The sequence below is a fragment of the Kitasatospora sp. NPDC051914 genome (assembly GCF_040680995.1).
In the GTDB taxonomy this organism is placed as follows: Bacteria; Actinomycetota; Actinomycetes; order Streptomycetales; family Streptomycetaceae; genus Kitasatospora.
In genome coordinates, this window is record NZ_JBFAXX010000008.1 from 20,137 (window position 1) to 44,610 (window position 24,474).

The following is a 24,474-nucleotide window of genomic DNA, read 5'->3' on the forward strand; positions in this document are numbered from 1 at the left end:
AGGCCCCCCCGGCTCAGCCGTGGGCGGTGTGGTCGGCGAGGACCTGCTCGACGACGCGGCGGTGGACGGCGGCCCGGGCCGGGTCGGTGCCGAGGGACTCGGTCATCATCAGCAGCGCCTTCCACAGGGCCCAGCCGCGGGCCCGCGCCCAGGTGGCCGCGGGCTGCCGGACGGCGTGCCGGAACGCCTCCCGGCCGGCCCCGGCGAACATCGTCCAGGCGATCACCAGGTCGCAGGCCGGATCGCCGACCCCGGAGGTGCCGAAGTCGATGACGGCCGCGAGCCCGCCGTCGGCGACCAGCAGGTTGCCGGCGGCGATGTCGCCGTGGAACCACACGGGTTCGCCCGTCCACTCGGCGGCGAGCGCCGCCTCCCACACCTCGGTGGCGAGGGCGGTGTCGACCTGCCCCTCGAGGGCCGCCAGACAGCGGCGGGTCTCGGCGTCGTAGTGGGCCGGCGGGGCACCGCGGTACCAGCTGTGCCCGCCGGCCGCCGGGCCGCCGGCCGGGTCGCAGGCCTGCAGGGCGATCAGGAACCCGGCCACCGCGACGGCGAACTGCGGCAGGTCGGCGATGTGCCCGCGGTCGGCCGTCTCCCCGGGCAGCCAGCCGCGGACCGACCAGGGGAACGGGTACCCGTCGCCCGGGGCGCCGACCGCGAGGACCTGCGGCACCGCCACCGGCAGCGACGGCGCGAGCAGCGGCAGCCACCGGTGCTCCTTGGCGACCGCCGGAACGTACCCGGCGGCGGTCGGCAGACGGACCGTCATGGCGTCGCCGAGGCGGTACGTGCGGTTGTCCCAGCCGTCGACCTCCACCGGCCGCACCGGCAGGCCGCCCCACTGCGGGAACTGTGCCGCGAGCAGCCGCCGCACCAGGGCGGCGTCGATCCCGGCCCGGCCGTCCGGGCCCGGGGCGGTGCTGTCCGGCGGGTGTGCGGTCATCCCCCGATCGTCGCCCCGATCCCCGGGTCCGGCAACGGAATTACGGTTCGCCGCCTCCCTGCCGGGGTGTCGGGGCGCTCTCCTAGACTCCGTGGTGTGGAGAACCTGAAGTGCACGCAGTGCGGTGTCGTCGGGCTGGAGCAGGGGTTCGTGGAGGACACCGGGGAGGGCTCCCGCGGGTATGCGCGCTGGATAGCCGGTGCCCTGGAGCGCGGCATCTTCGGCGGTGCCAAGCGGCTGGGCCGCCCGCGGTGGCAGATCGACGCCTTCCGCTGCCCGTCCTGCGGGCACCTGGAGCTGTTCGCCGTCAAGCCGGTCTAGGGCGTGTCACGGGCGGTCTTCACTGGACCACGGGTGCCGTCAGGGCGTCCTGCTGGAGGTGGGCGGCCCGGTCGATGATGCCGGGGATCTCGGCGTAGAGGGACTCGCCGGGGCACAGGGTGCAGAAGGCGTCGCGGTGCCCGGAGACGGCGTTGAAGGCGTGCCTGGCGCCGACCGGGAAGCGGCTGCCGCTGTTGGTCGAGGTCAGCTCGGACCGGTCGTCGGCCCGGATCCCGTGCAGTCCGAGCTTCCAGGCGGCCAGTCGGGCGATGGCGTCCACGACGGGCGGGGGGACCTCCGTCCCGGAGTTGTAGGTGCCGATCGCCGCGATGCCGACGGTGTCCCGGTTGAAGCCCATGGTGTGGGCGCCCACGACCGGGCGGTCGACACCGCCGAGGCGGCCCTCCCAGATCGTGCCGAAGCGGTCGACCAGGAAGTTGTAGCCGATGTCGTCCCAGCCGCGGAACTCCAGATGGTCGCGGCGGATGGCCCGCAGGATGTCGGGTACGTCGCAGGCGTCGTAGGAGTTCGGGTCGTCCGTGTGGTGGATGAGCACGGCCCGCACCGCCCGGTCGTACTGCACCTGTGCGACCGTCTCCTCGCTCTGCCAGGTGGAACGCAGCACGATCGGCGGGGCGGCCGGGGCGGCGAGGCGGACGGGGGCGGGCGCAGCCACCGCGACGGGTGCGTCGGCGGCGACCGAGCGGTGCGGGTGGGCCGCCGCAGGCAGTGCGGTCACGGCCCCGGCGGCGACGGCTTGCAGCGCGCGGCGCAGCACCAGGCGGCGGTTGATCTCCATGCCACGGAAGTTACGGGCAGTGCGACCGGCCCGCATTCCGTCACCCCGCGTGTTCGGCCCGTCCGCCGTACTCCATACTCCGACCGGGTTCGTTCGTAGTCGGTCGACCTGTCGTCACCTGTCGGCGTGCCGGGCTGCGGACCCTGCGGAGGGGGCGGGCCGACCGGGCGTCATACGCGGCCGGCCCCGGTCGTCCGCGGGACCCTCGGGCATGCCCGTGGGAACCACTGCCTCCGGCCGGACGTCTCCAGTCGACGTCGCCCCACGGCGATCACAGCCGTCGGCGGCCGGCCCCGAGCAGGGTCCGGCGGGCGGCGGGGAGGACGGGAGTGTCGGATGGTCGGACTAGTGACAGGGATCGGGGCTGCCGCTCCGCCGCCCACGCCGGAGCCGTCCGGGCGCGGGTGGCTGCGTGCGCTGCGGGCCGTCGTGCTGTTCGTGTGCGCGGTGCTGCTGCTCGCACCCGCCGGACTGGTGGTGGTGCGGCTCCGGGGGCTGGACGACGGCACCGACCTGGCGATGCCGGTCGCGGCGGTGCCGTACGCGGCGCTGCTGAGCGTACTGCTGCTGTTCGTGACGGCGGTGCTGCGGGCGCGGCTGCTGACGGCGGTCGCGGCCGCGCTGACCGTCGTCCAGCTGTTCTGGCTGGTGCCGCGGTTCGTGGGGGACGGCGAGGCCGTGCCGACGTCGGCGCCGCGGCTGCGGGTGGCCACCGCCAATGCGTACGTGGGCCGGGTCGACCCGGCGGCGGTGGTGCGGCTGGTCCGCGACGAGCGGGTGGACGTCCTCGCCGTGGAGGAGGCGAATCCGACGCTGGCGGCCGCCCTGGACCGGGCCGGCATGGCCGAGCTGATGCCGTACCGGGTACTGCCGACGTCCTCCGACACGGCGCTGTACTCCCGGCTGCCGCTGACCGGGACGCGGGCGGCCGGCGCGGGCGTGTCGGCTCCGCCGACCACGGCCGAGGTGTCCGTCGACGGCCGGCCGGTGCGCCTGGTCGCCGTCCACACCTTCTACCCGCTCGGTGACTCCCGGCTGTGGGCACAGGGCTTCGACGCGCTGGAGACGGACGTGCAGGGGCGGGCCCGCAACGCCGTCCTGCTCGGCGACTTCAACGCGACGCTCGACCACACGCCGATGCGGCGCCTGCTCGACCACGGGCTGACCGACACCCATGCGGAGCTCGGACGCGGCTTCGACGGCACCTGGCCGGCCGACCGTCCCGTCCTGCCGCCCGTGCTCCAGCTCGACCACGTGCTGCACGGCGACGACCTGGTCGCCGTCACCGTCTCCGAACACACCCTCCCCGGCACCGACCACCTCGCCGTCGTCGCCGAACTCGCCGTCACCGGCTGAACCACGGGCGGGTGCCGGCATTTCGTCAAAATGGTTGTGGCGGGTGCATGTCAGCCTTAGGTTGTGCGGTGGATTAAACGAACTTGTGCCGTCGCTTGATTCGCCGCTGCCCCGGGAGGGCCCTGTTGCGCAGTCGCAGCCGCCTCTGGACCATCGTCGCGGCGGGCCTGGTGTCCGCCTGCCTGCTCCCCGCGCCCGCCTGGGCCTCACCCGCACCGCCGACCGCACGGTCCGCTCCCGCACAGGACGCCGACGTCAAGGACCGGCTCGCGGCCCTCCCCGGGATGCACCTCGTCCAGGAGAAGACCGTCACCGGCTACCGCTTCTTCGTCCTGACGTACACCCAGCCCGTCGACCACCGGCACCCGGAGCGCGGCAGCTTCCAGCAGCGGCTGACCGTGCTGCACCGCGGCCTCGACCGGCCGACCGTCTTCTCGGCGAGCGGCTACGGCCTGCCCGCAGACCCGGGCCCCTCGCGCTCCGAGCCCACCCGGCTGCTGGACGCCAACCAGGTCTCCCTGGAGTACCGGTTCTTCCGCGGTTCGGAGCCGGCCACCGGCGGCGACTGGTCCACCCTGAACGTCCGCCAGGCCACCGACGACCAGCACGCCGTGTTCACCGCGCTGAAGTCGGTCTACACCGGCCGGTGGATCGCCACGGGCGGCAGCAAGGGCGGCATGAACGCCGCCCACTACGAGCGCTTCCACCCCGGCGACATGGACGGCACGGTGGCCTACGTGGCCCCGGACGACGCCGCCCGCCCCGGCGACCGGGCCTACGCGGAGGTGATCCGCAGCAACGGCACCCCCGAGTGCCGCGCCGCGCTGGCCGCCGTGCAGACCGAGACGCTGCGCCGCCGCACCCGGTTGGCGGCCCGCTTCGAGCAGTACGCCGAGGACAACGGCCTGACCTTCTCCGCCGAGTACCTGGGCAGCGCGGACAAGGCGCTGGAGGCGCTCGTCATCGACACCCCGTGGGCGTTCTGGCAGTACGGCACCGCGGCCGACTGCGCCGCCGTCCCCGGCAAGGACGCCACCGACCAGCAGCTGTGGGACTGGCTGGACGGCGTGGAGGGCTTCTCCTTCTACACCGACCAGACGCTGTCGTACTACGCGCCGTACTACTACCAGGCGGCCACCGAACTCGGCGCCCCCGAAGTGGCGTACCCGCACCTGAAGCCGCTGCTCAAGTACCGGATCTCGGTCTGGGACTACATCCCGGACAGCGTCGCGCGGCGCGGCTTCGACCCCTCGCTCACCCGTGACGTCGACCGCTGGATCAGCCGCAACGCCCGGCACACCCTCTTCGTGTACGGGTCGGCGGACCCGTGGAGCGCCGAGAAGTTCGGCCTCTCCTCCCGGGCCCGGGACAGCTGGGTGATGACGGTCGCGGGCGGCAACCACGGCGCGTCCATCGGCGCCCTCGCCGACGCCGACCGTGCCACCGCCACCGCGGCGCTGCAGCGCTGGGCCGGCCTCGCCCCGGCCGGCGGGCCGGGCATCGCCGCCCCGCAGGCACCCGCCCCGTACGACGCCGTGCTCGACCGGCCCGGGCAGGCGGAACGCCACCGCCTCCCCGGTCTGCCCGGCTGAGCCCGAGCCGCGCGGCGCGGGTCCCGTCCGGGCCGGACGGGACCCGCGCCGCGGGAGACGGAGCCCGGGTCAGGCCGTCTTGAGCTTCTCCTTGAAGAGGGTGAAGTCGATGACCTCGTCCGCCGGCGGGGCCTGGACGGTGATCGGCTTGTCGAACTCGCTGAAGTCCATCCGGCCGGGCTCGCTGCCGGTGGTCTGCTCCATGCGGACCAGGTACGGCTTGCCCTGGGTGGCGATGTAGGCGGTGGTGCGGGAACCGTCGGGGTCGGTCCCGACCAGGCTGAAGGTCTTGACACCGTTGGTGGTGCCGGCCGAGCCCTTGGTGACCTTGGTGTCCGGGTCGTCGCCGCCCTGGGTGATGCCCTTGATGAGATCGCACATGCCCGCGATCTGCTTGATTTCGGTGTCGTCCTGGCCACCGGTCAGGTAGCGGCCCTTGAACAGCTCGGCAGCGGCGGCGCCGGCCTTCGGGTTGGCCTTCTCGCTGCCGATCTTCTTCCAGAAGGCGGCGTCCGGCTTGATCCAGGTGCCGGTGCCGTTGTGCAGGATCTCCACCTGGCCCTCGCCGCCGACGGCGACGGTGCCCTTGCAGTTGCCCGCCTTGTCGGCGGCCAGGTGCATGGTGATCTTCTGGCCGTCGGTGGTGATGGAGCCGTCCAGCTTCAGCGCGGTCAGCGCGGACATCGCGGTGTGGGCCTGCTTCATGATCTCGTCGCCCGACAGCTTCTCGGTGTCGAGGGTCTGCACCGGGCTGGCCGAGGGCGAGGCCGGGGCGGCGGCGGGGGCCTTGGCCGCAGGCTTGCCGTCGCCGGCGCAGGCCGTGGCACCGGCGGCCAGGACCACGCAGACGGCGGCGGTACGGACAAGACGCGTGGAGAACATGGATCTTCCTTGCACGGAGAAGTGGGCTGGGGCCGCCCCGCCGGAGGCGTTCGCGGCGGTGATCAGTATGGAGTCCGGCACTGACACGCCCGCCCGCGGGGCCTCTCGCGTTACCTCCTCGTGCTGCGATCGAGACCCGGCACCCGACCGGCCATGACGGGCCATCGACCCGGCACACCGGGCCGCGCTGCACGGATCGGGTGTCAGACCCCCCCCACCGCAGGCATCCTTCGCGCACGAGCGACAGGAGCGGGCAGGCCGGACCCCGCCGGTCAGCGCGGGCCGCGGCGGCGCGGGGTCGGCGCCCGGTGCAGTGCACGGCCCGTCAGCGCCCCCGCGTACACGCAGTAGCCGACCCCGATCAGCCAGGACTGCACCACCAGCACGGTGCCGATCACGCCGTAGGACACCGCGTTGGAGACGATCAGCGGCGCGAAGGCCAGCCGGGAGAACACCCGCAGGCCGACCAGTGCGAGCGCGGTCGCGACCGCCCCCGGCAGCAGGGTGCGCCACGGCACCCGGGAACCCAGCAGCAGCCGCTGCAACCACCAGAAGAACAGCACCCCGCCGATCAGCGTCGCCACCACCCGCAGCGCCGGCTGGGCGCTCGAACGGTGCCACGGCACCCCGCTCCAGGCGGCGAGCAGTACATAGCCGATCAGCCCGCCCAGCCCGACCACCTGGCGCCACACGGTGTGCCAGGCGCCCGGCGGCAGCTGCCAGATCCGCTCGTACGCGTTCTGGACGGCCGCCATCAGCGAGACGCCGAACACCGCCAGGGCGGCAAGGCTGAGGCCGGTGGTGGTGCTGACGACCTCCCGGCGGGAGGCGAACAGTGCGTCCACCGCCGCGGCGGAGCGGCCGGACAGCCCCAGGCCGTCGATCATCCAGTCGGCGATGCCGCTACCGCTGGTCGGCGAGGCCGCCGCGATCACCACCAGCAACGGCACCACCGTCACGAAGCACAGCGCGGCGAAGGCCATCGCCCGGTGCAGCAGCTCGATGTCCCGGCCGTGCCGCCACACCTCGCGGGCCACCTCGGCCAGCCTGTGGCGCAGGCCGCCGGACGGGCCGCGGCCGTCCTGCTCGGGCAGCGGCCGGTCGTCCAGCGGCGAGCCGCTGCCGATCACCGGGACCTCCCTCCGTCGGTCGGCCGGCCGCGCGCGCAACGCCCCCGTCCGGACGTCGGCCGACCGGCCCGCCGCGCCGCCGCGGACGCGGGAGCGCGCCCCTGCGGGCGCGGCATCGACCGTACGGCCCCCGGCCCCCGTGCGCTCGCCGATCTTCCGCCCGATCCTCCTGCCGCCGCTGCCCGCCACGGTCTCCGCCTCCCGTCCGCCGGGTCAGGGTTTCCCGCCCCGCGGGCCGTGCCGTCGGCGGTCGGCGCCGTCCGCCCAGCTGTGGGTGGAGCGGGGCTCCACGTACGGCTCCGCGTCCCGCGGCAGTCCGCCCTGGACGGCGCGGGCCCGGGACAGCTCGGCGTCGAACTCGAGGCCGAGCAGGATCGCCAGGTTGGACAGCCACAGCCAGATCAGGAAGACGATCACTCCGCCGAGGGTGCCGTAGATGCGGTTGTACGAGGCGAAGTTCGCCACGAAGGCCGCGAAGCCGCCGGACAGCGCCAGCCAGAGGCCCACCGCCAGGAAACTGCCGGGCGACACCCAACGGAACCCGCGGCCCCGGACGTTCGGCGCGGCCCAGTACAGCACCCCGATCATCACCGTGACCAGCAGGAGCAGCACCGGCCACTTGGCGACCGACCAGACCGCGACCCCCGCGTCGCCGATGCCCAGCGCCTCCCCGGCCCGCCGCGCGACCGGTCCGGTGAAGACCACGATGACGGCGCTCGCGGCGAGCAGCAGCATCAGCAGCACGGTCAGGCCCAGGCGCAGCGGGGTCAGCTTCCACACCGGCCGGCCCTCGCGGATGTCGTAGACCGCGTTGGAGGCGCGGATGAAGGCGGCGATGTACCCGGAGGCGGACCACAGGGCGCCGGCCAGGCCGACGACGGCGAGGGCGCCGCCGGCGGCACGGCTGCCCTGCAGATCGGTGAGGCCGCCGAGCAGGATGTCGCGGGCCGGGCCCGGGGTCCACGTCCGGAGGTTGTCGAGCATCTGCTCGGTGGCGGTGCGGCCGACCAGGCCGATGACGGAGACCAGCAGCAGCAGGGTCGGGAAGATCGCGAGGACACCGTAGTAGGTCAGCGAGGCGGCCCGGTCGGTGAGCTCGTCGTCGAGCATCTCCTTGACGGTGCGCCGGAGGGCGTCCTTCCAGCCGCGCCGCCGCAGCCGGGTCGGCCGGTCGGGGGCGCGCCGTCGCACCCGTGCGTCGGGGCCGGGGCGGGCGGGCGTCCGGCGGCGAGCCAGCGTGTGCCTGCGGTTGGTGTCCACGCTGCGCGTCTGTCCGCTGCGGCGGCGGCCAATCGCGGCGGCGGGCCGGACTCAGTCCCGGTCGGCGGGCTCGCGCCGGCCGCGGCGGATGTCGGCGGTGGCCACGGTGAGGGAGACGAGGACGAAGCCCGCGGAGACGGCGATGCCGGTGTCGAAGGCGGTGGACCAGGCGTGCGGGCCCCCGGCGGCGTGCGAGAGGAAGACCGAGCCGACCACGGCGATGCCGACGGCGGACCCGAGCCGCTGCGCGGTCTGCAGGACTCCCCCGGCGCTGCCGGCCCGTGCGACGGGCACCTCCTGCAGGGTGACGGTCACGTTGGGGGCGATGACCAGGCCGCTGCCGATGCCGGCGAGCAGCAGCGGGCCTGCGGTGGCCCAGCCGACGGCGGGGCCGGAGCCGAAGTGGGCCGCGAGCGCGGCACCGGCCAGCCCGGCGAGGACGGTGGCGAGACCCACCGCCACCAGCCGGCGCCCGTGCCGGGCGACCATCCGCCCGCCGAGCGCGGCCGCCGCACCGGAGCCGAGCGCGAACGGGGTGATCGCCAGCCCCGCGGCCAGGGCGCTGTAGTGCAGGCCGGCCTGCAGGTAGAGCGTGAAGACGAAGAACACCGAGGTGAACCCGGCGAAGTAGGCCAGCGAGATCAGGGTGCCGGCGGCGTACGAGCGGCGGGCGAAGAGATCCATGCTGACCAGCGGCTCGCGGCTGCGCCCGTACCGGGTCTCCCAGGCGACGAAGGCGGTGAGCACGCCGAGGGCGGCCGGCACCAGCAGCCAGCGGGCGGTGCCGTGCCACTGCTCCTGGACGAAGGGCAGCAGCAGTGCGGTGGTGCCGGTGCCGAGGAGCAGGACGCCGACCGGGTCGAGGTCGCTGTGCCGGCGGCCGCCCGGCGGCGGTCTGCGGGCGGGCAGCAGGTGGTGGGCGACGGGGAGCGCGGCCACGCCGATGGGCACGTTGACGAGGAAGACCCAGCGCCAGCCGTCCTGCGGGCCGAAGACGTGGATGAGCAGGCCGCCGAGCAGCGGACCGACGGCGGTGGAGACGCCGATGACGGCGCCGAGCATGCCGAAGGCCCGGCCGCGTTCCGGGCCCGGGAAGGAGGTCTGGATGAAGCCGGACACCTGCGGGACGACGATGCCGCCGGCGAAGCCCTGGACGAGGCGGGCGACGATCAGCCAGGCCTCGTTCTGGGCGGCACCCGCCAGGGCGCTGGCCGCGGTGAACAGGGCGAGGCCGAAGAGGAAGACGGACCGGCGGTCGCGGGCGTCGCCGATGCGCCCGGCGGGCACCAGGGCGAGGCCGAAGGCCAGTGCGTAGCCGCTGACCACCCACTGCAGGCCGCTCTGGCCCATGTGCAGGCCGGCGCGGACGGTCGGCAGGGCGACGTTGACGATGCTGACGTCGAGCAGGGTCATGAAGCCGGCGATCAGGCAGACGACCAGGGCCCGCCAGCGCTGGGGATCCGGCTCGGCGGGCCCGGGCGGGCGGGCCGTCCGGGCACCGGGCTGCGGGCCCCCGGTGCCGTGGCCGGCATCGGCCAAGGGGCCCTCCTTCCGGCTGCCGCGGCGGGCGGAGGGCGCCCCGGGTGCGTCACGGCGCTCCCCGCCCCTACCGACCAGGGTGCACCCGGCGGCCGGGCATGTCCGACCGGGGGCGGTGCGGGGCGGCCTCCCCGCGGCCCGGTCAGCGGATCAGGGCCGCCCTTTCGCGGGCGGCGCGGACCGCCTCGGTGAGCCCGGCGATGTCGTAGGCGCCGTGGTGGCGCCGGCCGTTGACGAAGAAGGTCGGGGTGCCGGAGACGCCGCTGAGGTCGGCGGAGTCCACGTCCTCGGCGACCCGGCCGGCCCCGGCCCGGGCCCGCAGGTCCCGCTCGAAGCGCTCCGCGTCGGCCCCGACGGCCTCCGCGTACCGCAGCAGGTCGGGGATCTTCAGTGCGCCCTGGTGGGAGAGCAGCAGGTCGTGCATCTCCCAGTAGGCGCCCTGTCGGCCGGCGGCCTCCGCCGCCTCCGCGGCCAGCTGGGCGTGCGGGTGGACGTCGTTCAGCGGCAGGTGGCGCCAGACGTAGCGGACGTCGCCGTGGCCGGCCAGGAGTTCCCGGACGACGGGCTCGGCCTGCCCGCAGTAGGGGCATTCGAAGTCGCCGTACTCGACGACGGTCACCAGGGCGTCGAGCGGGCCGCGGATGTGGTCCCGGTCGGTGTCGACGGAGGCGGCGAGGTCGACGATGCTCTCCGAGGTGCCGAGCAGGGCGCGCATCCGGCCGCGCTGCGGCATCAGGCCGATGGCGCGGGTGACCGCCCAGGTGGCGGCGGAGGCGCAGACCACCGCGGCCAGGATGCCGACCTTCGCCTCCTCCAGGCGCGGCCCGTCGAAGGCGAGGGTGGCGATCAGCAGCGAGACGGTGAAGCCGATGCCGGCGATGCTGCCGCCCGCGGCGACCGCGCCCCAGCCGACCGGCGGGCGCAGCCGGCCGCGGCTGAACGCGGTGGTGAGCAGCGCCGAGCCGAGGATGCCGACGGGCTTGCCGAGGACGTAGCCGAGCACGATGCCGAGGGTGACCGGCGAGTGCAGGGCCCGGGTGAGCTGCTCGGAGCCGAACGTGATCCCGGCGTTGGCGAGGGCGAACAGCGGCACGATGACGTAGCTCGTCCACGGGTGGTAGACGCGCTGGAGGCGCTCGTTCGGGGAGATCGCGGTGGCGAGGCCGACCCGCAGCGAACGCTCCAGCTCGGGCGTGGGCTGCTCGCGGAACAGCCGGAACAGGTCGGTGGCCCGCTCCAGGTCGCCGCGGGAGGCCGGGTAGGCATAGGTGAGCAGGCCCATGGCGAGGCCGGTGACGACCGGGTCGACGCCCGACTCGAGCAGGGCGACCCACAGGGCGACGCCGAGCAGCGCGTACACGCCGCCGCGGCGGACCCCGGCGGCCCGGACGAGCAGGATCACCGCGAAGACGCCGAGGCCGGCGAGCAGCGCGGGCAGGTCGATGCTGCCGCTGTAGGCGATCGCGATGACGCCCAGTGCGACGAAGTCGTCGACCACGGACACGGTGAGGATGAAGGTGCGCAGCGCCTCGGGCAGCCGCCTGCCGAAGAGGGCGAGCATGCCGAGGGCGAAGGCGGTGTCGGTCGACATCGCGGTGCCCCAGCCGCCCGCCTCGCCGTCGCCGGCGTTGACGGCGAGGTAGATCGCCACGGGCACGGCCATGCCGCACACCCCGGCGATCAGCGGGACGGCTATCCGCCGTCGCTCGCGGAGCTCACCCATGTCGAACTCGCGGCGGGCCTCCAGGCCGATCACGAAGAAGAACAGCGTCATGAGCCCGCTGTTCACCCATTCGCGCAGGTCGAGGGAGACCCCGGCATCGCCGAGCCGCACCGCGAGAACGGTCTCCCAGAAGGAGTCGTACGACCCCGGGGCGGCGTTGGCCCAGATCAGCGCGGCCAGGGTGGCGGCGAGCAGGACGGCGGCGCTGCCGGTCTCCGTGCGGAGGAAGTCCCGCAGCGGGGTGCGCATGTCGGTGCCGCACGCGGTCTGGCCGGAGTGGCCCGGCAGCTCGGGGTGAGCGGGCATGTGATCATTCTCGCCCCGGCCGGGCGCTCCGCGCGGCGCACCGCCGGGGCCGGGGCCGTGACGGCGGTCACAGCCGTGCCGGGGTGGGCCGCTCGGGCGGCTCGGCGGCCGGAACGGCGTACCCGCCGGGGGCACCGGGTAGGTGACCTGCCATGGGACTGCTGCGCAGACGACGCCGCGTGCCGCCGGGCGAGGGCGCTGCGGTGGGCGCCCCGGACGTGCCGGAACTGACGCCCGAGGAGGCGGCCGAGGAGCTGGCCTCGCTCTCCCGGGAGATGGAGGAGGGCTCGCAGGCGGGCCGGCGCCGGGCGGTGGGCCGCGCCGGTGCGCTGGTCGGCTCCACGGTCCGGCTGCTGCTGCGCGGCGGGGCCGCCACGGCCCGGGTGACCTGGGTCGGCGGCCGGGCGCTCACCGAACGGCTGCTGCAGACGGCGCCGCGCATCCCCGTCCGGGACCTGGCGACGCTGCGGGCACAGCACCCGGGCGTCGGCGACCCGGACGCGCTGGCCGACCTGCTGGTCGCGGGCGCCCTCCGGGCTTCCGCCTCGGTCGGTGCCGGGGTCGGTGCGGCGGCGATGCTGCCGGTGCCGGCGGCGATGGCCGCGGAGGTGGCGGCGGAGACCCTGGTCGTCGCGGCCCTCGAGATCAAGCTGATCGCCGAACTGCACCAGGTGTACGGCGTGCCCGCGGGCGGGACCCCGGCGCAGCGGACGGCGGCGTACGTGAACGCCTGGGCCGACCGGCGCGGACTGAGGGCGATGGCGCCCGAGCATCCGGTGGGCGTGGCGGCGGTGACGGGGCTGGCGGTGGGCAGCGAGGTGCGGCGGAAGGTCCGCAAGCGGCTCACCCGGAGCACCCTGCGGAAACTTCCCTCGCTGTTCCCGCTGCTGGTGGGGGCGGGGCTGGGCGCCGTGGTGAACCGGCGGGACACCCGTCGGCTGGCCGTCCGCGTCCGGGCCGACCTGAAGCGGCGCACGGACGCCGTGCCCGGGTACTGGGCGGCCGCCGCACCGCCCTGAGCCGGGCCCGCCCGCCGCCGGAGATGTGGATCTCGTCCGGGTCGGCGATGGTGAGAGGACCGGCAACTCCCGAGGAGGAAGCCAGATGTCGATGCTGGACAAGCTCAAGAACATGATGAAGGGCCACGAGGACACCGCTCAGAAGGGTGTCGAGAAGGCCGGTGACGCGGTCGACGCCAAGACCCAGAACAAGTACCGGGATCAGGTCGACGCCGCCCAGCAGAAGATCAACGATCACCTCGGCGAGCAGCCGCCCGAGCAGCGGTAGGCCATCCGGAGCGGCCCGCCTGCCACGGGCCGCCCGAGGGGCGCGTGGAGCTGCGCGGGGCGGGAGGTGCAGCGCCGCACCTTCCGGATCCGCGCAGTTCCCGCACCCCTTTTTTCGGGTGCTCCAGTGGCCGGAGGTGGGCCGTTACTCGTCGAGGATGAAGGTGCGGGCGGCGGTCAGTTCGGTGCGGGCGGCTTCTTCGACGGCGGCGAGGTAGGCGAAGGCGTCGGTGCCGACGGGGACGCGGAGCGGGGTGCCCTCGGCGGTGACGATCCGCAGGACGTGGTGGGCGAAGTCCTCGGGGCGGCCGAGGTGCGGGTTGTCCCGCATGCCGTGCATGCCGGCCCGCATCGGGTCGGTGACCGGGGCGTAGGCGGGGATGCGGGCGGAGGCCGCGGTGACGGCGTCGCCGTACCCGGTGGCGTAGCCGCCCGGCTCGACGGCCGTGACCCGGATGCCGAGCGGGGCGGCCTCGGCGGCCAGTGCCTGGCTCATCCCCTCGAGGGCGTACTTGCCGGCGACGTAGGCGCCGAGCCCCGGGAAGGCCATCCGGCCGGCCAGCGAGGAGACGTTGACGATGTGGCCGGAGCCCTGGGCGCGCATCACCGGCAGGGCGAGGCGGGCGAGCCGCCACGGTGCGACGACCAGGATCTCCAGCTGGTCGCGCAGCTCCTCGTCGGAGACCTCCTCGACGGCGCCGAAGAGCCCGCTGCCGGCGTTGTTCACCAGGACGTCCAGGCCGCCGAGCCGGTCGACGGCGGCGGTGACGGCGGCCTCGCACTGACCGGGGTCGCGGATGTCGAGTGCCGCGGTGACCACCCGGCCCGGGTGGCGGGCGGCCAGTTCGGCCAGGGTGTCCGGCTTGCGGGCGGTGGCCAGGACGTGGTCACCGGCCTCGGCCACCGCGGTGGCGAGGGCCAGGCCGAGACCCGACGAACATCCGGTGACCAGCCAGCGACGTGCCATGTATGCCGCCTTCCCGTGGGTGGTGGGGGCTTGCGGATCGAGCCCCGCGGCCACTGTGGCAGAGCCGTGCGCGCCGACGCGCCGTGCGCGACCCGTCGTGCGGGCGCGCAGGGGGGCTCGCGGGAGCACGGGCCACGGGCGCCCGCACACCGGTCCGCCGGTCCCGTCGGGGCCGGGAAGCCGGCCGTCAGGCGACCAGGCGGAGGCGTTCGGCGGCGACGCCGACCGTCAGGCGCTGTCCCCAGCCGAGCTGGAGGGCGTCGGACTCCACGCCGTCGCCGAAGACCACCAGCCGGTCGGACTCGACCGTGACCTCGAGGCGCTCCCGCCCGTCGAGCAGGCCCTGGACGCGGTCGGTGCCGGTGGTCGGGGACGGCCAGGCCTCCCGGACGAACCAGGCCACGGCGGAGCCGGTGGGTTCCGGCAGGCGCAGCGTGCTGCCGCGCTCGAGCCAGGCGGAGCGGCACCAGCCGGTGGCGCCCGTGCCGGTGCCGACCAGGATGCCGGAGGAGGCCTGCGCCTCCGGGGCGGTGCCCGGGGCGGTGAGGCGGTAGCGCGCGGTCTGGTGGCCGCTCTGCCCCAGGTAGACCTCGTTGAGGGCGAGCAGCCGCTGGGTGTCGTCGGCGACCGCCTCGACCATCGTCCGCTCCTCGACGAGGGCGTCCGCGCCGGGTCCGGCGGCCGCCCGGAGCAGCCGGGCGGCGTCGTCGGGGCGGTGGCGGACGAGCACGCCGGGGTTGCGGCCCGGGTCGGTGTCGATGCCGACGACCGGCTGGCCGGCCAGGTACTTGGCGGCGTTGGCGACCAGGCCGTCCTGACCGACCACGACCACCACGTCCTCCGGGGTGAACAGGAAGCGGTCGAGGTCTGCGCGCTCGACCCGGCTGCGGCGCCAGTCGGTCGGGATCGCCCCGGCGACGGCGGCGAGCGCGACCCCCGCCCGGTTGTGGCGTTCCTCGGCCTCGGCGAGGGAGCGGCCCCGGGACTCCAGGAAGAACGCGGCCTGGCCGCGGGAGCCGTGCCGGGCGAGGAGTTCCTCGTACTCGGTGCGGCGGTGGACGAGCACCGCGCGGGGGGCGAGGCTCATCGGGCGCCGCCGTCGCCGCCGGTGCCGAGTCGGGTGAGCAGGCCGGTGAGGACGTCCGGGGTGAGGGTGATGCTGTCGATCCGCGGCAGGTGCTCGGCCAGCCGGATCATCGCGAGGGCGCGCAGCACCTCGGGGCCGGCCTCCTGGTGGGCGGCGAGCCAGGCCTGCTCGGTGGCGGCCTTGGCCTCGCCGAGGGCGCGTTCGGCCTGGGCCCGGGCGGCGGCGAGGACGCGGTTGGCCTCGGCCTCGGCGGTGGCGAGCCGGGTGCGGCGGACCGATTCGGCCTCGGCGCGGACGGCGTCCGCCTCGGCGTCCTGCTCCGCGCGGCGGCGGGCGTTGGCGCCCTCCTGGCCGACCAGTTCCTCCTCGCGGCGGGCGAGTTCGATCCGGTTGGCCATCTCGTTCTCGGCGATGGCGCGCTCCCGCTCGACGGCGAGGGCCCGGCGCTCGTAGGTGGCGCGGTCGGCCTCCTGCTGCACCTGCTCGCGGGCCGGGGTGCGCAGGGCGCGTTCGGTCTCGGCCTCCGGGCGGAGCGCGGTGACCCGGACGGCGATCACGGTGAGGCCGATCTCGGCGAGCCGGGCCTCGGTGCCGAGGCCGTCCGCGATCCGGCGGCGGACGGCGGTGACGCCGTCGACGAGGGCGGCCGCGAGCGGGGTGCGGGCGATGAACTCGAGGGCGTGCTGCTGGGCGGTCTCGGTGAGCAGGGTGCCGAGCTGTTCGAGCGGCTCGGCCCGCCAGGCGCCGGTGTCCGGGTCGATGCCGAAGTCGAGGCGGCCGGCGGCGACCACGGGGTCGTCGATCCGGTAGGTGACGGTGGCCTGGACGGCGAGGTCCTGGAAGTCGGCCGTCCTGGCGTGGAAGAGCATGGCCAACTCGCGGTCGTCCAGCGGGACTTCGGATATCGCCGCGGTGAGCGGACGGAACCAGAAGGCCAGGCCGGCGCCCTCGTGGGCCGGCTTGCCGCCGCGCAGGTGGCGGATGTGGGAGGTGGGCGCGGCGCGCAGATGCCGGAACCCGAGGCGCCTGGTGATGTCGGCCATGGTGGTGGACCCCCTTCGCAGTTCTTTTCGTCGCAATGACGATAACCGGCGGCAAGGGTTGTCGTCAATACGACGAAAAGAGGGTGCCGCGGACCTGCGCCTGACGCCCTGACAGATGTCAGGTACCGGGCGGACCGCGGGCGGGGTTTGCTGGTGGACGACGGGGCGGCCGGTGCGGCCGACCACCGTCGGATCCCTCGACCACCCTGCAAGGAGCACCCATGTCCGCTGTGTCCACTGTCCGCAAGTTCGTCCTCGCCGGTGCGGCTGCCGCCGCCGGCCTCGCCCTGACCGGCCTCGTCCCCGCGACCGCCGAGGCCGCCAGCGGCTGCTACGGCATCGGCGGCGGCAAGTACAACTGCAACGTGTGGAAGACCGCGCCCTCGTACTTCGCCGGCAACGTCCGCGCCGGCACCCTCAACGCGGGCACCAACTACTTCTACTGCCAGGCCGTCGGCAGCGAGGTCGTCGAGGGCCCGTACCGCAACAACTGGTGGGCCAAGACCGACGACGACAGCGGCAACAAGGGCGTCTGGGTCAACGTCGTCTACCTCTCCGGCGGCGGCAACGACCAGCCGGTGCCCGGCCTGCCCGGCTGCTGACACCCCGCCGACGGGGCCCGGGCGGGCCCACCGGGCGCACTGGCCCACCGGGCGCACTGGCCCACCGGGCGCACTGGGCTCATCGGGTGTACTGGGCGAGGTACTCCAGGACCCGGTCCACGTGCGCCCGCACCCGTTCGGGCACCCCGCGCGCCTCCGCGATCGTCTTGTCGCTGGTACGGTAGCCGGCCGCCAGCAACGCCGGCAGGTCCTCGTGCATCCCGCGGCGCTTGAACTGCTGGGCCAGCCAGCACACGTACGAGCCCATCGAGATGATCGCGTCCGGCGGCGACATGTAGTCCTTGCGGCCGTCCAGGTCGCCGTCCTGCGCCCAGGCGTTGAACACCGCGGGCGTCCACATGGCGATGCCGTACTCCTGTGTCTCCGGGCGGGCGGCATCCGGGTCGAAGCCGCTCTCGGCCTTCAGCATCGCGGCGAGCAGCACCGGCGTGACCTCGGGCTCCGGGCAGCGGCGGGCCGCCCGGGTGATCGGCTCGCGCAGGGCGGCAGGGACGTCGGAGCCCGCCGGAACGGCACCCGGCAGCGCACCCGCCGCGTCGGCGGCCGGGGAAGCGGGGGACGCCGGGGAGGCGGGGGACGTGGCAGCCGCACGGGGGCGGTCGGCCGCTCCCCCGCCGTCCGGCAGCACGGCCGGCAGCACGGCCGCCGCCGCGCAAACCGCGACCGTCGCAGCGGCGCCGGCGAGCAGGGCCGTCCGGCGCCGGCCCGGGGTGCGCCGTACCGGGCCGGGCAGACGGGCGGCCACCGCGGCGGCATCGGCCGGGCGGGCGGCCCGGTCCGCGGCCAGGCAGTCCGCGACCAGCGGCCGCCAGCGCTCCGGCACCCGCTCGTCCAGCCGCAGCGGCTCCCGCCCGCGGGCGTACGACTGCGCGGCCAGCGCCCGCGCCCGGGCCGCCGCCCCGGGGAAGGGGTGCGCACCCCCGGCGAACAGCTGGTGCGCCAGCACCCCGAACGCCCACACGTCGGACGCCGGACGCAGCGCCACGCCGCGCACCCCGCTGCGTTCCGACCACCACTCCGGCGGCACGTGGTCGAGCGAGCCGAGCGGCGGCACATAGGCGTGGGTGCCGTCGAGTTCGGCGGTGAGGCCGAAGTCGGCGAGCCGCACCGAGCCGTCGGCCATCAGCAGCACGTTCGCCGGCTTGAGGTCGCCGTGCACCCAGCCGTGACCGTGCATGTGGACGAGGCCCTCGCAGACTTCGGCGAGCAGCCGCTCCGCCTCCCCGGCGGGCACGGCCGGGCCGTCCTGCAGCCGGTCCAGCAGGCTCCGCTCGGCCCGTTCCATCACCAGCACCACCGCGCCGTCCAGGCCGGGCCGGCCCGGGTCGCGGACGACCGCCGTCCGGAAGGTTCGGATCAGCCGCGGATGCCCCGCCGACCGGCTGAACTCCGCCTCCCGGCGGGCGAGTTCGGCTGCCTCCCGGCGCCGGCCCGGGGCGAGGCGGCCGGCCGGGAGGAACTTCACCGCCGCCGGGGCGCCGTCCGAGCACCGCACCGCCGCGTACACGGCGCCCCAGCCGCCCGCGCCGATCGGCCCGGTGACCCGGTGCCCGGCCACCCGGTAGCCGGGCGGCACCTCCGGCGGCAGGTCGGCCGGGAACCCGGTGCTGCTCACCCGTCCGCCCCTCCCGTCGGTGCCCTGCGGGCGCCGCGCGGCGGCAGCAGGGCCAGGTGCTCCTCGCGCACCAGGTCGAAGCGGAGCGCCAGGCCGACCAGCTCCTCGCGCTTGCGCAGCGGCCCGTCGCCCGCGGACGCCCCGTCAGGACGCAGCCTGAGCTTGGACTCCGCCAGGTAGTCGATGTGGTAGTTGACCGCGGAGCGGGTCGGGGCGGAGCTGCCAGGGCCGGTGCGCAGCCGCTCGACCACGTCGCCGACCCCCGGGACGGCCGCCGAGGTGCCGCGCAGTCGCGGCTCGCAGAGCGCCACCAGGACGAGGAAGTACTTGGCGGTGGCGTCCAGGGCGAACGGGCTGACGGTGTGCTCGCCGCGCGGTGAACCGGGGCCGCGGTCCAGGTAGGCGTGGAGCGGGGCGAACACCTTGAAGTGGCAGCCGCCGCCGAGCGAGGGCAGCACCACCCGGGAGAACTCGAACGGCACCGGCGCGCCCAGCCGGCCCGGCGCCACCTTCAGGTGCTCGCCCGCGCCCTCCAGGTTCTCCACCACGTACGTCGCCGAGCGACTGAAGTTGGACAACCGCCAGTAGTCGGCCGCGGCGGTGAGCTCGCCGGCCCGGCGGGAGACCCCCTGGTCCGGCAGCGGGATCGCGACCGGGCAGCCCGGGGCGCCGCGGCCGAAGTCCGCGGTGTCGTCCGGGCCCATCCTCAGCAGCCGCGGCGCACCCGGCGGAGCCCCGCCGGCGTCCGGCAGCTGCACGATCACGGTGTCCATCACGCCCCCTCGACGGCCTGCGCACGGCACGGCGGACCGCCCCGGGATCGGCACCCCGGGTGTCCGGCACGTCACGCACAGTGTTCCAGAAAAGGCATGCTGCGTGTGCGATGCTTCGCCCGTTGCGCACGTCCGGCGGCCGGCGGCTCAGCCCCGCGGGTGCCACTCGGCCAGCACGATCGTCGCATCGTCGTGCAGCCGGTGGTCCTGGTGGTCGAGCAGGGCCAGGACCAGCCGCCGCAGCGCCTCCGGCGCCGGCTCGCCGGCCGCCGCGGAACGCACCACCAGGTCCACCAGCCGCTCCTCGCCGAAGAGTTCGCCGTCCGCGGACCGCGCCTCCGTGACGCCGTCGGTGTGGACCAGGACGCGGTCCCCCGGCTCCAGCTGCGCACGGTGAACGGTCGCCGGCTGCCGCGAATAGCCCGGGCCCAGCCCCAGCGGCAGCTGCGCCGGGCGTTCCAGGGCGCCCGGGACGACGTGCTGCCGGCGGATCAGCAGCGGCGGCGGATGCCCGAAGTTCACCCAGGTCAGCCGGCCGGTGGCGATCTCCAGGTCGGCGAAGACCGCGGTCAGCAGGCGGTCCGGAATCCAGCGGGACAGCGCCTGGTCGACCGCCTCCGCGATGTCCGGCAGGCCGCCGCCCGCCCGGCGGGTGGCCCGGCAGCCCGCCACGGCCACCGCAGAGGCCCCGCCGGCCGCCAGGTCGTGGCCCATCGCGTCGACGACCGTCAGGTGCAGCCGGTCGCGCAGCAGGCTGTGGTCGAAGGCGTCGCCGCCGATCTCGTAAGCCGGTTCCAGGGCCGCCGACGAGGTGACATGGCGGGTACCCAGGGTGCGGGGCGGCATGAACGCCCAGGCCAGCTCCGCCTGGAGGGACATCGGCCGACTGCGGACGGCTTCCGCCATCACGTCGCTGAACGCCGACTTCGAAACGACCAGCAGCGCCGTGAGCGAGGCGAGCGCCCGGCACCGGTCGGTCACTTCCGGACCCGAGGAGGGTGCTGTCGCACGCAGCACGCCGATCCGCTCCACACCGTCGACCAGGGGCACCCACAGCTCGACGTGCCCGTCGGCCGAAGCCTCCCGCGACTGCACCGTCCGGTACGCCCAGCCCGCCAGCGTGCCCTCCACCGGCACGGCGCCCGCTCCCGGAACAGCGTCCGCCTTCCGGTCGTCCGGCAGCGGCACCAGCCGCACCTGCTGGACGTCGGCCAGATAGACGCCGGCGCCGTGCAGGCCCAGCGCACGGGCGGTGTCGTCCACCAGCCCGGCGATGTCCCGGGGCCCGATGTGGTGCGACTCCTCCAGGAAGGTGCCCATCACCTGCCCGATCCCGTCCACGTCCACCACCGCCTTCTCCGGCGCGCCTGCCCGCCCACCCACCGCGGCCAAACACCGATCGGCGGCGGCTGCCGCCGTGCGCCCGGCGATCGGATGCCGTGCGCCCGGCGGTCAGATGCCGGGTGCGTGGAGGGAGGCGTCGGCGGGGCCGAGGGTGAAGGCGGTGAAGCGGACCCGGAGGCCCTTGCGTTCCGGGGAGCAGCAGAAGGGGCCGGCCAGGGCGGCGGCACCGGGGTCGAGCGGGGCGTAGCGGACGAGGCGCCAGGGGCCGTCCTCGCAGCGGGCGCGGACGGTGAGGGCGTCGCCGCTGCGGCTGGCGCGGACGGTGACGAGGCGGCCGTGCCAGTCCGGGACCGGGGCCAGGGACCAGTCGGAGACGTCGCGGGTGACGACCGCACCGAGGTGGGGGACGCCGTCGGACATCTCGACGCCGGCCTTCGTCCAGGTGCGCTCGTCGACGCGGACCATCAGGCCGGCCTGGTCGTAGAGGGCGTCGAAGGCGGCGAGGAAGGTCACCTCTGCGGCGGTGCCGTCCGGCAGCGGTGCGAGCAGGGCGTGGCCGTCGTCGCGGACGAAGCCGTAGCCGGTGGTGCGCCAGAAGTCGCTGCGCTCACGGGTGGTGACGACGAGGGCGTCGCCGTCCCGGACGGCGGACTCCGGCGGGTTGAACCAGTCGGCGTCGGGCCGGTCGACGGGGTGCGGGGTGTCCAATGCCTCTCCTCGGTGGGCCCGGCCGCGCAGAACGCGGCCGGGGTTCGGTTGCGCCGGGGCCGGTCACTCGTGCGGGTAGGCCTTGATGACGTTGCCCTTGGTGTCGGCCGAGAGGTAGCCGCTGCCGTAGTCGTCGGAGAGGTAGACGCGGATGGTCGGGCTGCCGTCGAACATGTCCGGGCCGATGATCAGGTAGCGGCTCGTCGGGTTCTTGACGTTCAGCTTCGCCTCGGCCTCCTTCAGCAGGCCCGGGATGACGTCCCAGTTGTAGACCTTGAGGTCGACCGGCTTGTCGTCGCCGATGGTGGTGCCGCCGGCCTTCTTGCTGGTCCGGCCGTCGCGGTAGTCGATGCGGTCGTAGAGCTTGGCGTTGTCGGCCTTCGGGGTCTCGGCCATCGCGTAGGTGGGGTAGACCACCAGCTCGTTGATCATCGTGGTGCCGGCGGTCGGGGTGATCGCGGCCACGACCGCGCGGACGCCGTCCGCGGTGAGCAGGTCCTTCGGGGCGGGGGCGTTCTTGCCGGCGGACCCGGTGGTGGTGGCCGCGGGCGAGGCCGTGCCGCCGCTGCCGGTCGCGGTGGTGCTGCCGGTGCCGCCGGTGGTGGTCACCGTGTTCGCGTTGCTCTTGCCGCCGTTGGTGCCCTGCGCCGCGTTCCAGGCCAGCGTGCCGGCGAGGGCGGCGCCGGCCACCGACACGGTGAGCAGCACGACCCGGCCCCGGCGGGCGGGCGTGGGCAGGTGGCCGGGGTGGCCGCCCTGCGGCGTCCAGGCGCCGGTCGGGCCGGTCGGCGACTGCGGGTGGCCGTAGCCGCCCGTCGGACCGGTGGGCGACTGCGGGAAGCCGTGGCCGCCGTTGGGCCCGGTCTGCGACTGCGGGAAGCCGTAACCGCCGTTCGGGCCCGTGGAGGGCTGGGGGAAGCCGTAGCCGTTGTTCGGGCCGGTGGAGGGCTGGGGGAAGCCGTAGCCTCCGGCGGGCGCGCCGAAGGCACCGGGCACGCCGGGGGCACCGTACGGCGCCGGGGAGCCGGTCGCGGGGGCACCGAAGGCGCCGGGGGTCGGCGCCTCGGGCGGGCCGGGCTGCTTGAAGGTCTCCTTGACGGTCGGCGCCCAGCCGGAGGGCGGGGCGACCTGCTCGCCCTGCTCGGCCGCGGCCAGCAGCCGGTCGAGCATCTCGGCGTCGGGGCGGAGGGCCGGATCCCGGGAGAGCAGGGAGCCGAGCAGCGGGCCGAGCTGGGCGCCGCGGACGGGCGGCGGCAGCGGCTCGTCGAGGACCGCGGCCAGGGTGGCCAGGGTGGTGGAGCGGCGCAGCGGGTGGTGGCCCTCGATCGCGACGTACAGCATCATGCCGAGCGACCACAGGTCGGAGGAGGCGTCGCCGGCGCCGCCGCGGATGCGCTCGGGGGCGATGTACTCGGGCGAGCCGATGAGCGAGCCGGTGGCGGTGAGCGCGGTGGCGTCCTGCATGGCGGCGATGCCGAAGTCGGTGAGGACGGGCGTGCCGTCCTGGCGCAGCAGGACGTTGCCGGGCTTGACGTCGCGGTGCTGGATGCCGGCGGCGTGCGCGGAGCGCAGGGCGGCGAGGACGCCGCGGCCGATCCTGGCCGCCTCGGGGACGCTCAGCGGACCGTTCGCCAGCCGGTCGGCGAGGCTTCCGCCGCTGACCAGCTCCATGACCAGCCAGGGGTGCGGCTGGTCGGGGGTGTCGACGATGTGGTGGATGATCACCACGTTGGGGTGCTGGAGGCGGGCGAGGGCGCGGGCCTCGCGCAGGACGCGCTCGCGGAGCTCCTGGGCGGCGACCGGGTCGGCTGCGAGCATCGCCGGGTCCGGCGGGCGGACCTCCTTGAGGGCGACCTCCCGGTGCAGGGCGTTGTCGCGGGCGCGCCAGACCAGGCCCATGCCTCCGCCGCCGAGGCGCTGCAGCAGTTCGAAACGGCCGTCGATGAGCCGCGTCTCCGGCCCCCCAGTGTTCATGCCCGTCATCGTAGGGGGCGGGACGGACTGTCCGGACCGCGGGCGGATCACGATCGGGATGCGCGGCCCGGGCCCGCCGACGGTGGCCGGCGGGCCCGTGGAACCGGATCTGGACGAACCGTCCGGGCGCCCGTAGGCGGAGGTGGTGCGGCACCGGCCCTTCAGGGGTGCGGGGCCGACCGCTCGGGTACTCGGCGCCGGCCGGTCGGGCGGCCGGTCGGGCGGCCGGTCAGGCACGCGGGGCGTGCGCGGCCAGCAGGTCCCGGTACCAGTCGAGGGTCTCGTCGAGGGTCCGCTCCAGCGGGATCGGGGTGGCACCGAAGGCCTTCTCGAAGTCGCCTGAGTCCACCACCTGCGGCTCGGTGTGCTGGTAGAACATCTCGGCGTACTCGGCCATGAACACCTCGTCGAAGGGGCCGAAGGGCCGCGGCGTGTCCAGGACGAAGACGTTCAGCGGCCAGCCGATCCGCTCCTCGATCATGGCGTGGACCTTGCGGGGCGTCCGGGCCGGTGCGGTCGGCAGGTGCCAGACCCGGCCGTCGGCCTCGGGGTGCTCGCCGAGGGTGGCGAGTCCGGCGGCGACGTCCCGGATGTCGGTGTGGCTGTGCGGCAGGTCGATGTCGCCCAGGCCCAGCACCTCGCCGCCGGTGAGCGCGGCCGGGAAGACGGCGCCGCCGAGGGTGGAGTTGAGCACGCCGGGGCCGACGAAGTCCGCGGAGCGGCCGAGCACCACCCGGGCGCGGCCCTCCCGGTGCGCGGCCAGGTAGGCCTCGTCCAGTTCGGCCCGCATCCGGCCCTTGCGGCTGACGGCGTTCCACGGGGTGCGCTCGGTCATCGGCGCGCCGCCGGTCGGGCCGTACGGGTAGAGGGTGTCGAGCACGACCAGGCGGGCGCCCGTCTTCTCGACCGCGCCGAGCACGGCCCGCTGGATCTGCGGCATCAGCTCGACCTGCAGGTGGTAGCCGACGTTGACGCAGTGGTAGACGACGTCGGCGCCCTCCACGGCGGCCAGCGCGCCGGCCGGTGTGGCGACGTCGCCGGCGCGGCGCTCGACGCCCTGCGGCGCAGGGCCCTCCCCCGCACGGTCGACCAGGCGGACGGCGTGGCCACGGCGGGCGAGCTCCGCCGCAAGGGCCGTGCCGGCCGGGCCGGCGCCGAGCACGACGTGCAGCTGCTGCTCCTGGGTGTTCATGGTGTCCCCTC

At 75.2% G+C, this 24,474-nt stretch carries 22 protein-coding genes; 6 read left to right on the top strand and 16 right to left on the bottom strand.

Annotation, left to right across the window (positions count from 1 at the left end; translation table 11 throughout):
• Window positions 1-13 precede the first annotated feature (13 nt).
• Window positions 14-943 carry an aminoglycoside phosphotransferase family protein gene (locus AB0M03_RS07555; protein WP_363489503.1) on the bottom strand — a complete coding sequence of 310 codons (930 nt, stop codon included), beginning with the start codon at window positions 941-943 and terminating at the stop codon, window positions 14-16.
• A 96-nt stretch (window positions 944-1,039) separates the two neighbouring features.
• Here AB0M03_RS07555 and AB0M03_RS07560 point away from each other — a divergent pair, with 96 nt between their 5' ends.
• On the top strand, window positions 1,040-1,264 hold the full coding sequence (locus tag AB0M03_RS07560) for a hypothetical protein (RefSeq protein ID WP_363489505.1): 225 nt from the start codon (window positions 1,040-1,042) through the stop codon (window positions 1,262-1,264).
• A 19-nt stretch (window positions 1,265-1,283) separates the two neighbouring features.
• On the opposite strand, the gene AB0M03_RS07565 is transcribed toward AB0M03_RS07560, so the two are convergent.
• A complete protein-coding gene (locus AB0M03_RS07565) occupies window positions 1,284-2,063 on the bottom strand; it encodes a peptidoglycan recognition protein (RefSeq protein ID WP_363489507.1) in 780 nt (259 codons plus the stop codon).
• Window positions 2,064-2,411: 348 nt separating this feature from the next.
• Between AB0M03_RS07565 and AB0M03_RS07570 the strand changes: the two genes are divergently transcribed.
• The gene (locus AB0M03_RS07570) at window positions 2,412-3,419 is read left to right on the top strand and encodes an endonuclease/exonuclease/phosphatase family protein (RefSeq protein WP_363489509.1); all 1,008 of its coding nucleotides are present in this window, start codon (window positions 2,412-2,414) and stop codon (window positions 3,417-3,419) included.
• A 125-nt stretch (window positions 3,420-3,544) separates the two neighbouring features.
• The gene (locus AB0M03_RS07575; RefSeq protein WP_363489511.1) at window positions 3,545-5,011 is read left to right on the top strand and encodes a S28 family serine protease; all 1,467 of its coding nucleotides are present in this window, start codon (window positions 3,545-3,547) and stop codon (window positions 5,009-5,011) included.
• A gap of 69 nt (window positions 5,012-5,080) precedes the next feature.
• Here the strand turns inward: AB0M03_RS07575 and AB0M03_RS07580 are convergent, their stop codons facing one another.
• The 5 genes from AB0M03_RS07580 to nhaA all read right to left on the bottom strand — a co-directional run bounded on the left by AB0M03_RS07580 (window position 5,081) and on the right by nhaA (window position 11,851).
• Window positions 5,081-5,893 (bottom strand): hypothetical protein, encoded by an 813-nt coding sequence (locus AB0M03_RS07580; RefSeq protein ID WP_363489513.1) that lies wholly within the window; start codon window positions 5,891-5,893, stop codon window positions 5,081-5,083.
• A gap of 272 nt (window positions 5,894-6,165) precedes the next feature.
• A complete protein-coding gene (locus AB0M03_RS07585; RefSeq protein ID WP_363489515.1) occupies window positions 6,166-7,023 on the bottom strand; it encodes a YhjD/YihY/BrkB family envelope integrity protein in 858 nt (285 codons plus the stop codon).
• 213 nt (window positions 7,024-7,236) lie between these two features.
• Window positions 7,237-8,259, bottom strand: coding sequence for a YihY/virulence factor BrkB family protein (locus AB0M03_RS07590; protein ID WP_363489764.1), 1,023 nt, complete (start codon window positions 8,257-8,259; stop codon window positions 7,237-7,239).
• A gap of 75 nt (window positions 8,260-8,334) precedes the next feature.
• Entirely contained in the window at window positions 8,335-9,822 is a 1,488-nt protein-coding gene (locus AB0M03_RS07595; protein ID WP_363489517.1) for a DHA2 family efflux MFS transporter permease subunit, read from the bottom strand.
• A gap of 142 nt (window positions 9,823-9,964) precedes the next feature.
• Complete coding sequence (gene nhaA, locus AB0M03_RS07600; protein ID WP_363489519.1) at window positions 9,965-11,851, bottom strand: Na+/H+ antiporter NhaA; 1,887 nt, start codon at window positions 11,849-11,851, stop codon at window positions 9,965-9,967.
• Between the two features lie 152 nt (window positions 11,852-12,003).
• On the opposite strand from nhaA, the gene AB0M03_RS07605 reads away from it, so the two are divergent.
• Window positions 12,004-12,870 (top strand): hypothetical protein, encoded by an 867-nt coding sequence (locus AB0M03_RS07605; RefSeq protein ID WP_363489521.1) that lies wholly within the window; start codon window positions 12,004-12,006, stop codon window positions 12,868-12,870.
• Between the two features lie 85 nt (window positions 12,871-12,955).
• Window positions 12,956-13,138, top strand: a complete 183-nt coding sequence (locus tag AB0M03_RS07610; protein WP_363489523.1) for an antitoxin — start codon at window positions 12,956-12,958, stop codon at window positions 13,136-13,138.
• 144 nt (window positions 13,139-13,282) lie between these two features.
• Here the strand turns inward: AB0M03_RS07610 and AB0M03_RS07615 are convergent, their stop codons facing one another.
• From AB0M03_RS07615 to AB0M03_RS07625, 3 genes are all read right to left on the bottom strand, one after another.
• Entirely contained in the window at window positions 13,283-14,104 is an 822-nt protein-coding gene (locus tag AB0M03_RS07615) for an SDR family oxidoreductase (protein ID WP_363489525.1), read from the bottom strand.
• A gap of 187 nt (window positions 14,105-14,291) precedes the next feature.
• The gene (locus tag AB0M03_RS07620) at window positions 14,292-15,191 is read right to left on the bottom strand and encodes a hypothetical protein (protein WP_363489527.1); all 900 of its coding nucleotides are present in this window, start codon (window positions 15,189-15,191) and stop codon (window positions 14,292-14,294) included.
• The gene (locus tag AB0M03_RS07625; protein ID WP_363489529.1) at window positions 15,188-16,234 is read right to left on the bottom strand and encodes an SPFH domain-containing protein; all 1,047 of its coding nucleotides are present in this window, start codon (window positions 16,232-16,234) and stop codon (window positions 15,188-15,190) included. Before AB0M03_RS07625 ends, AB0M03_RS07620 begins: the two co-directional genes overlap by 4 nt.
• A gap of 221 nt (window positions 16,235-16,455) precedes the next feature.
• Here AB0M03_RS07625 and AB0M03_RS07630 point away from each other — a divergent pair, with 221 nt between their 5' ends.
• Window positions 16,456-16,836: a hypothetical protein gene (locus AB0M03_RS07630; protein WP_363489531.1), complete on the top strand. Its 381-nt coding sequence runs from the start codon at window positions 16,456-16,458 to the stop codon at window positions 16,834-16,836.
• A 79-nt stretch (window positions 16,837-16,915) separates the two neighbouring features.
• On the opposite strand, the gene AB0M03_RS07635 is transcribed toward AB0M03_RS07630, so the two are convergent.
• From AB0M03_RS07635 to AB0M03_RS07660, 6 genes are all read right to left on the bottom strand, one after another.
• The gene (locus tag AB0M03_RS07635) at window positions 16,916-18,472 is read right to left on the bottom strand and encodes a serine/threonine-protein kinase (protein WP_363489533.1); all 1,557 of its coding nucleotides are present in this window, start codon (window positions 18,470-18,472) and stop codon (window positions 16,916-16,918) included.
• The gene (locus AB0M03_RS07640) at window positions 18,469-19,245 is read right to left on the bottom strand and encodes a serine/threonine protein kinase (protein WP_363489535.1); all 777 of its coding nucleotides are present in this window, start codon (window positions 19,243-19,245) and stop codon (window positions 18,469-18,471) included. The genes AB0M03_RS07635 and AB0M03_RS07640 overlap by 4 nt, the downstream gene beginning before the upstream one ends.
• Before the next feature lie 147 nt (window positions 19,246-19,392).
• On the bottom strand, window positions 19,393-20,592 hold the full coding sequence (locus AB0M03_RS07645; RefSeq protein WP_363489537.1) for a PP2C family protein-serine/threonine phosphatase: 1,200 nt from the start codon (window positions 20,590-20,592) through the stop codon (window positions 19,393-19,395).
• A gap of 105 nt (window positions 20,593-20,697) precedes the next feature.
• Complete coding sequence (locus AB0M03_RS07650; protein ID WP_363489538.1) at window positions 20,698-21,297, bottom strand: DUF1349 domain-containing protein; 600 nt, start codon at window positions 21,295-21,297, stop codon at window positions 20,698-20,700.
• A gap of 63 nt (window positions 21,298-21,360) precedes the next feature.
• Window positions 21,361-23,271, bottom strand: a complete 1,911-nt coding sequence (locus tag AB0M03_RS07655; RefSeq protein ID WP_363489540.1) for a protein kinase — start codon at window positions 23,269-23,271, stop codon at window positions 21,361-21,363.
• Between the two features lie 229 nt (window positions 23,272-23,500).
• Complete coding sequence (locus tag AB0M03_RS07660) at window positions 23,501-24,463, bottom strand: NAD-dependent epimerase/dehydratase family protein (RefSeq protein WP_363489542.1); 963 nt, start codon at window positions 24,461-24,463, stop codon at window positions 23,501-23,503.
• Between the last annotated feature and the right edge of the window lie 11 nt (window positions 24,464-24,474).

What these genes read in the sequence shown, in the direction of transcription:
- AB0M03_RS07625 (WP_363489529.1), bottom strand. Translation starts at nt 16,234, where the DNA reads ATGGCCGACATCACCAGGCGCCTCGGGTTCCGGCATCTGCGCGCCGCG.
- AB0M03_RS07610 (WP_363489523.1), top strand. Translation starts at nt 12,956, where the DNA reads ATGTCGATGCTGGACAAGCTCAAGAACATGATGAAGGGCCACGAGGAC.
- AB0M03_RS07620 (WP_363489527.1), bottom strand. Translation starts at nt 15,191, where the DNA reads ATGAGCCTCGCCCCCCGCGCGGTGCTCGTCCACCGCCGCACCGAGTAC.
- AB0M03_RS07565 (WP_363489507.1), bottom strand. Translation starts at nt 2,063, where the DNA reads ATGGAGATCAACCGCCGCCTGGTGCTGCGCCGCGCGCTGCAAGCCGTC.
- AB0M03_RS07655 (WP_363489540.1), bottom strand. Translation starts at nt 23,271, where the DNA reads ATGAACACTGGGGGGCCGGAGACGCGGCTCATCGACGGCCGTTTCGAA.
- AB0M03_RS07580 (WP_363489513.1), bottom strand. Translation starts at nt 5,893, where the DNA reads ATGTTCTCCACGCGTCTTGTCCGTACCGCCGCCGTCTGCGTGGTCCTG.
- AB0M03_RS07630 (WP_363489531.1), top strand. Translation starts at nt 16,456, where the DNA reads ATGTCCGCTGTGTCCACTGTCCGCAAGTTCGTCCTCGCCGGTGCGGCT.
- AB0M03_RS07555 (WP_363489503.1), bottom strand. Translation starts at nt 943, where the DNA reads ATGACCGCACACCCGCCGGACAGCACCGCCCCGGGCCCGGACGGCCGG.
- AB0M03_RS07605 (WP_363489521.1), top strand. Translation starts at nt 12,004, where the DNA reads ATGGGACTGCTGCGCAGACGACGCCGCGTGCCGCCGGGCGAGGGCGCT.
- AB0M03_RS07615 (WP_363489525.1), bottom strand. Translation starts at nt 14,104, where the DNA reads ATGGCACGTCGCTGGCTGGTCACCGGATGTTCGTCGGGTCTCGGCCTG.
- AB0M03_RS07640 (WP_363489535.1), bottom strand. Translation starts at nt 19,245, where the DNA reads ATGGACACCGTGATCGTGCAGCTGCCGGACGCCGGCGGGGCTCCGCCG.
- AB0M03_RS07660 (WP_363489542.1), bottom strand. Translation starts at nt 24,463, where the DNA reads ATGAACACCCAGGAGCAGCAGCTGCACGTCGTGCTCGGCGCCGGCCCG.
- nhaA (WP_363489519.1), bottom strand. Translation starts at nt 11,851, where the DNA reads ATGCCCGCTCACCCCGAGCTGCCGGGCCACTCCGGCCAGACCGCGTGC.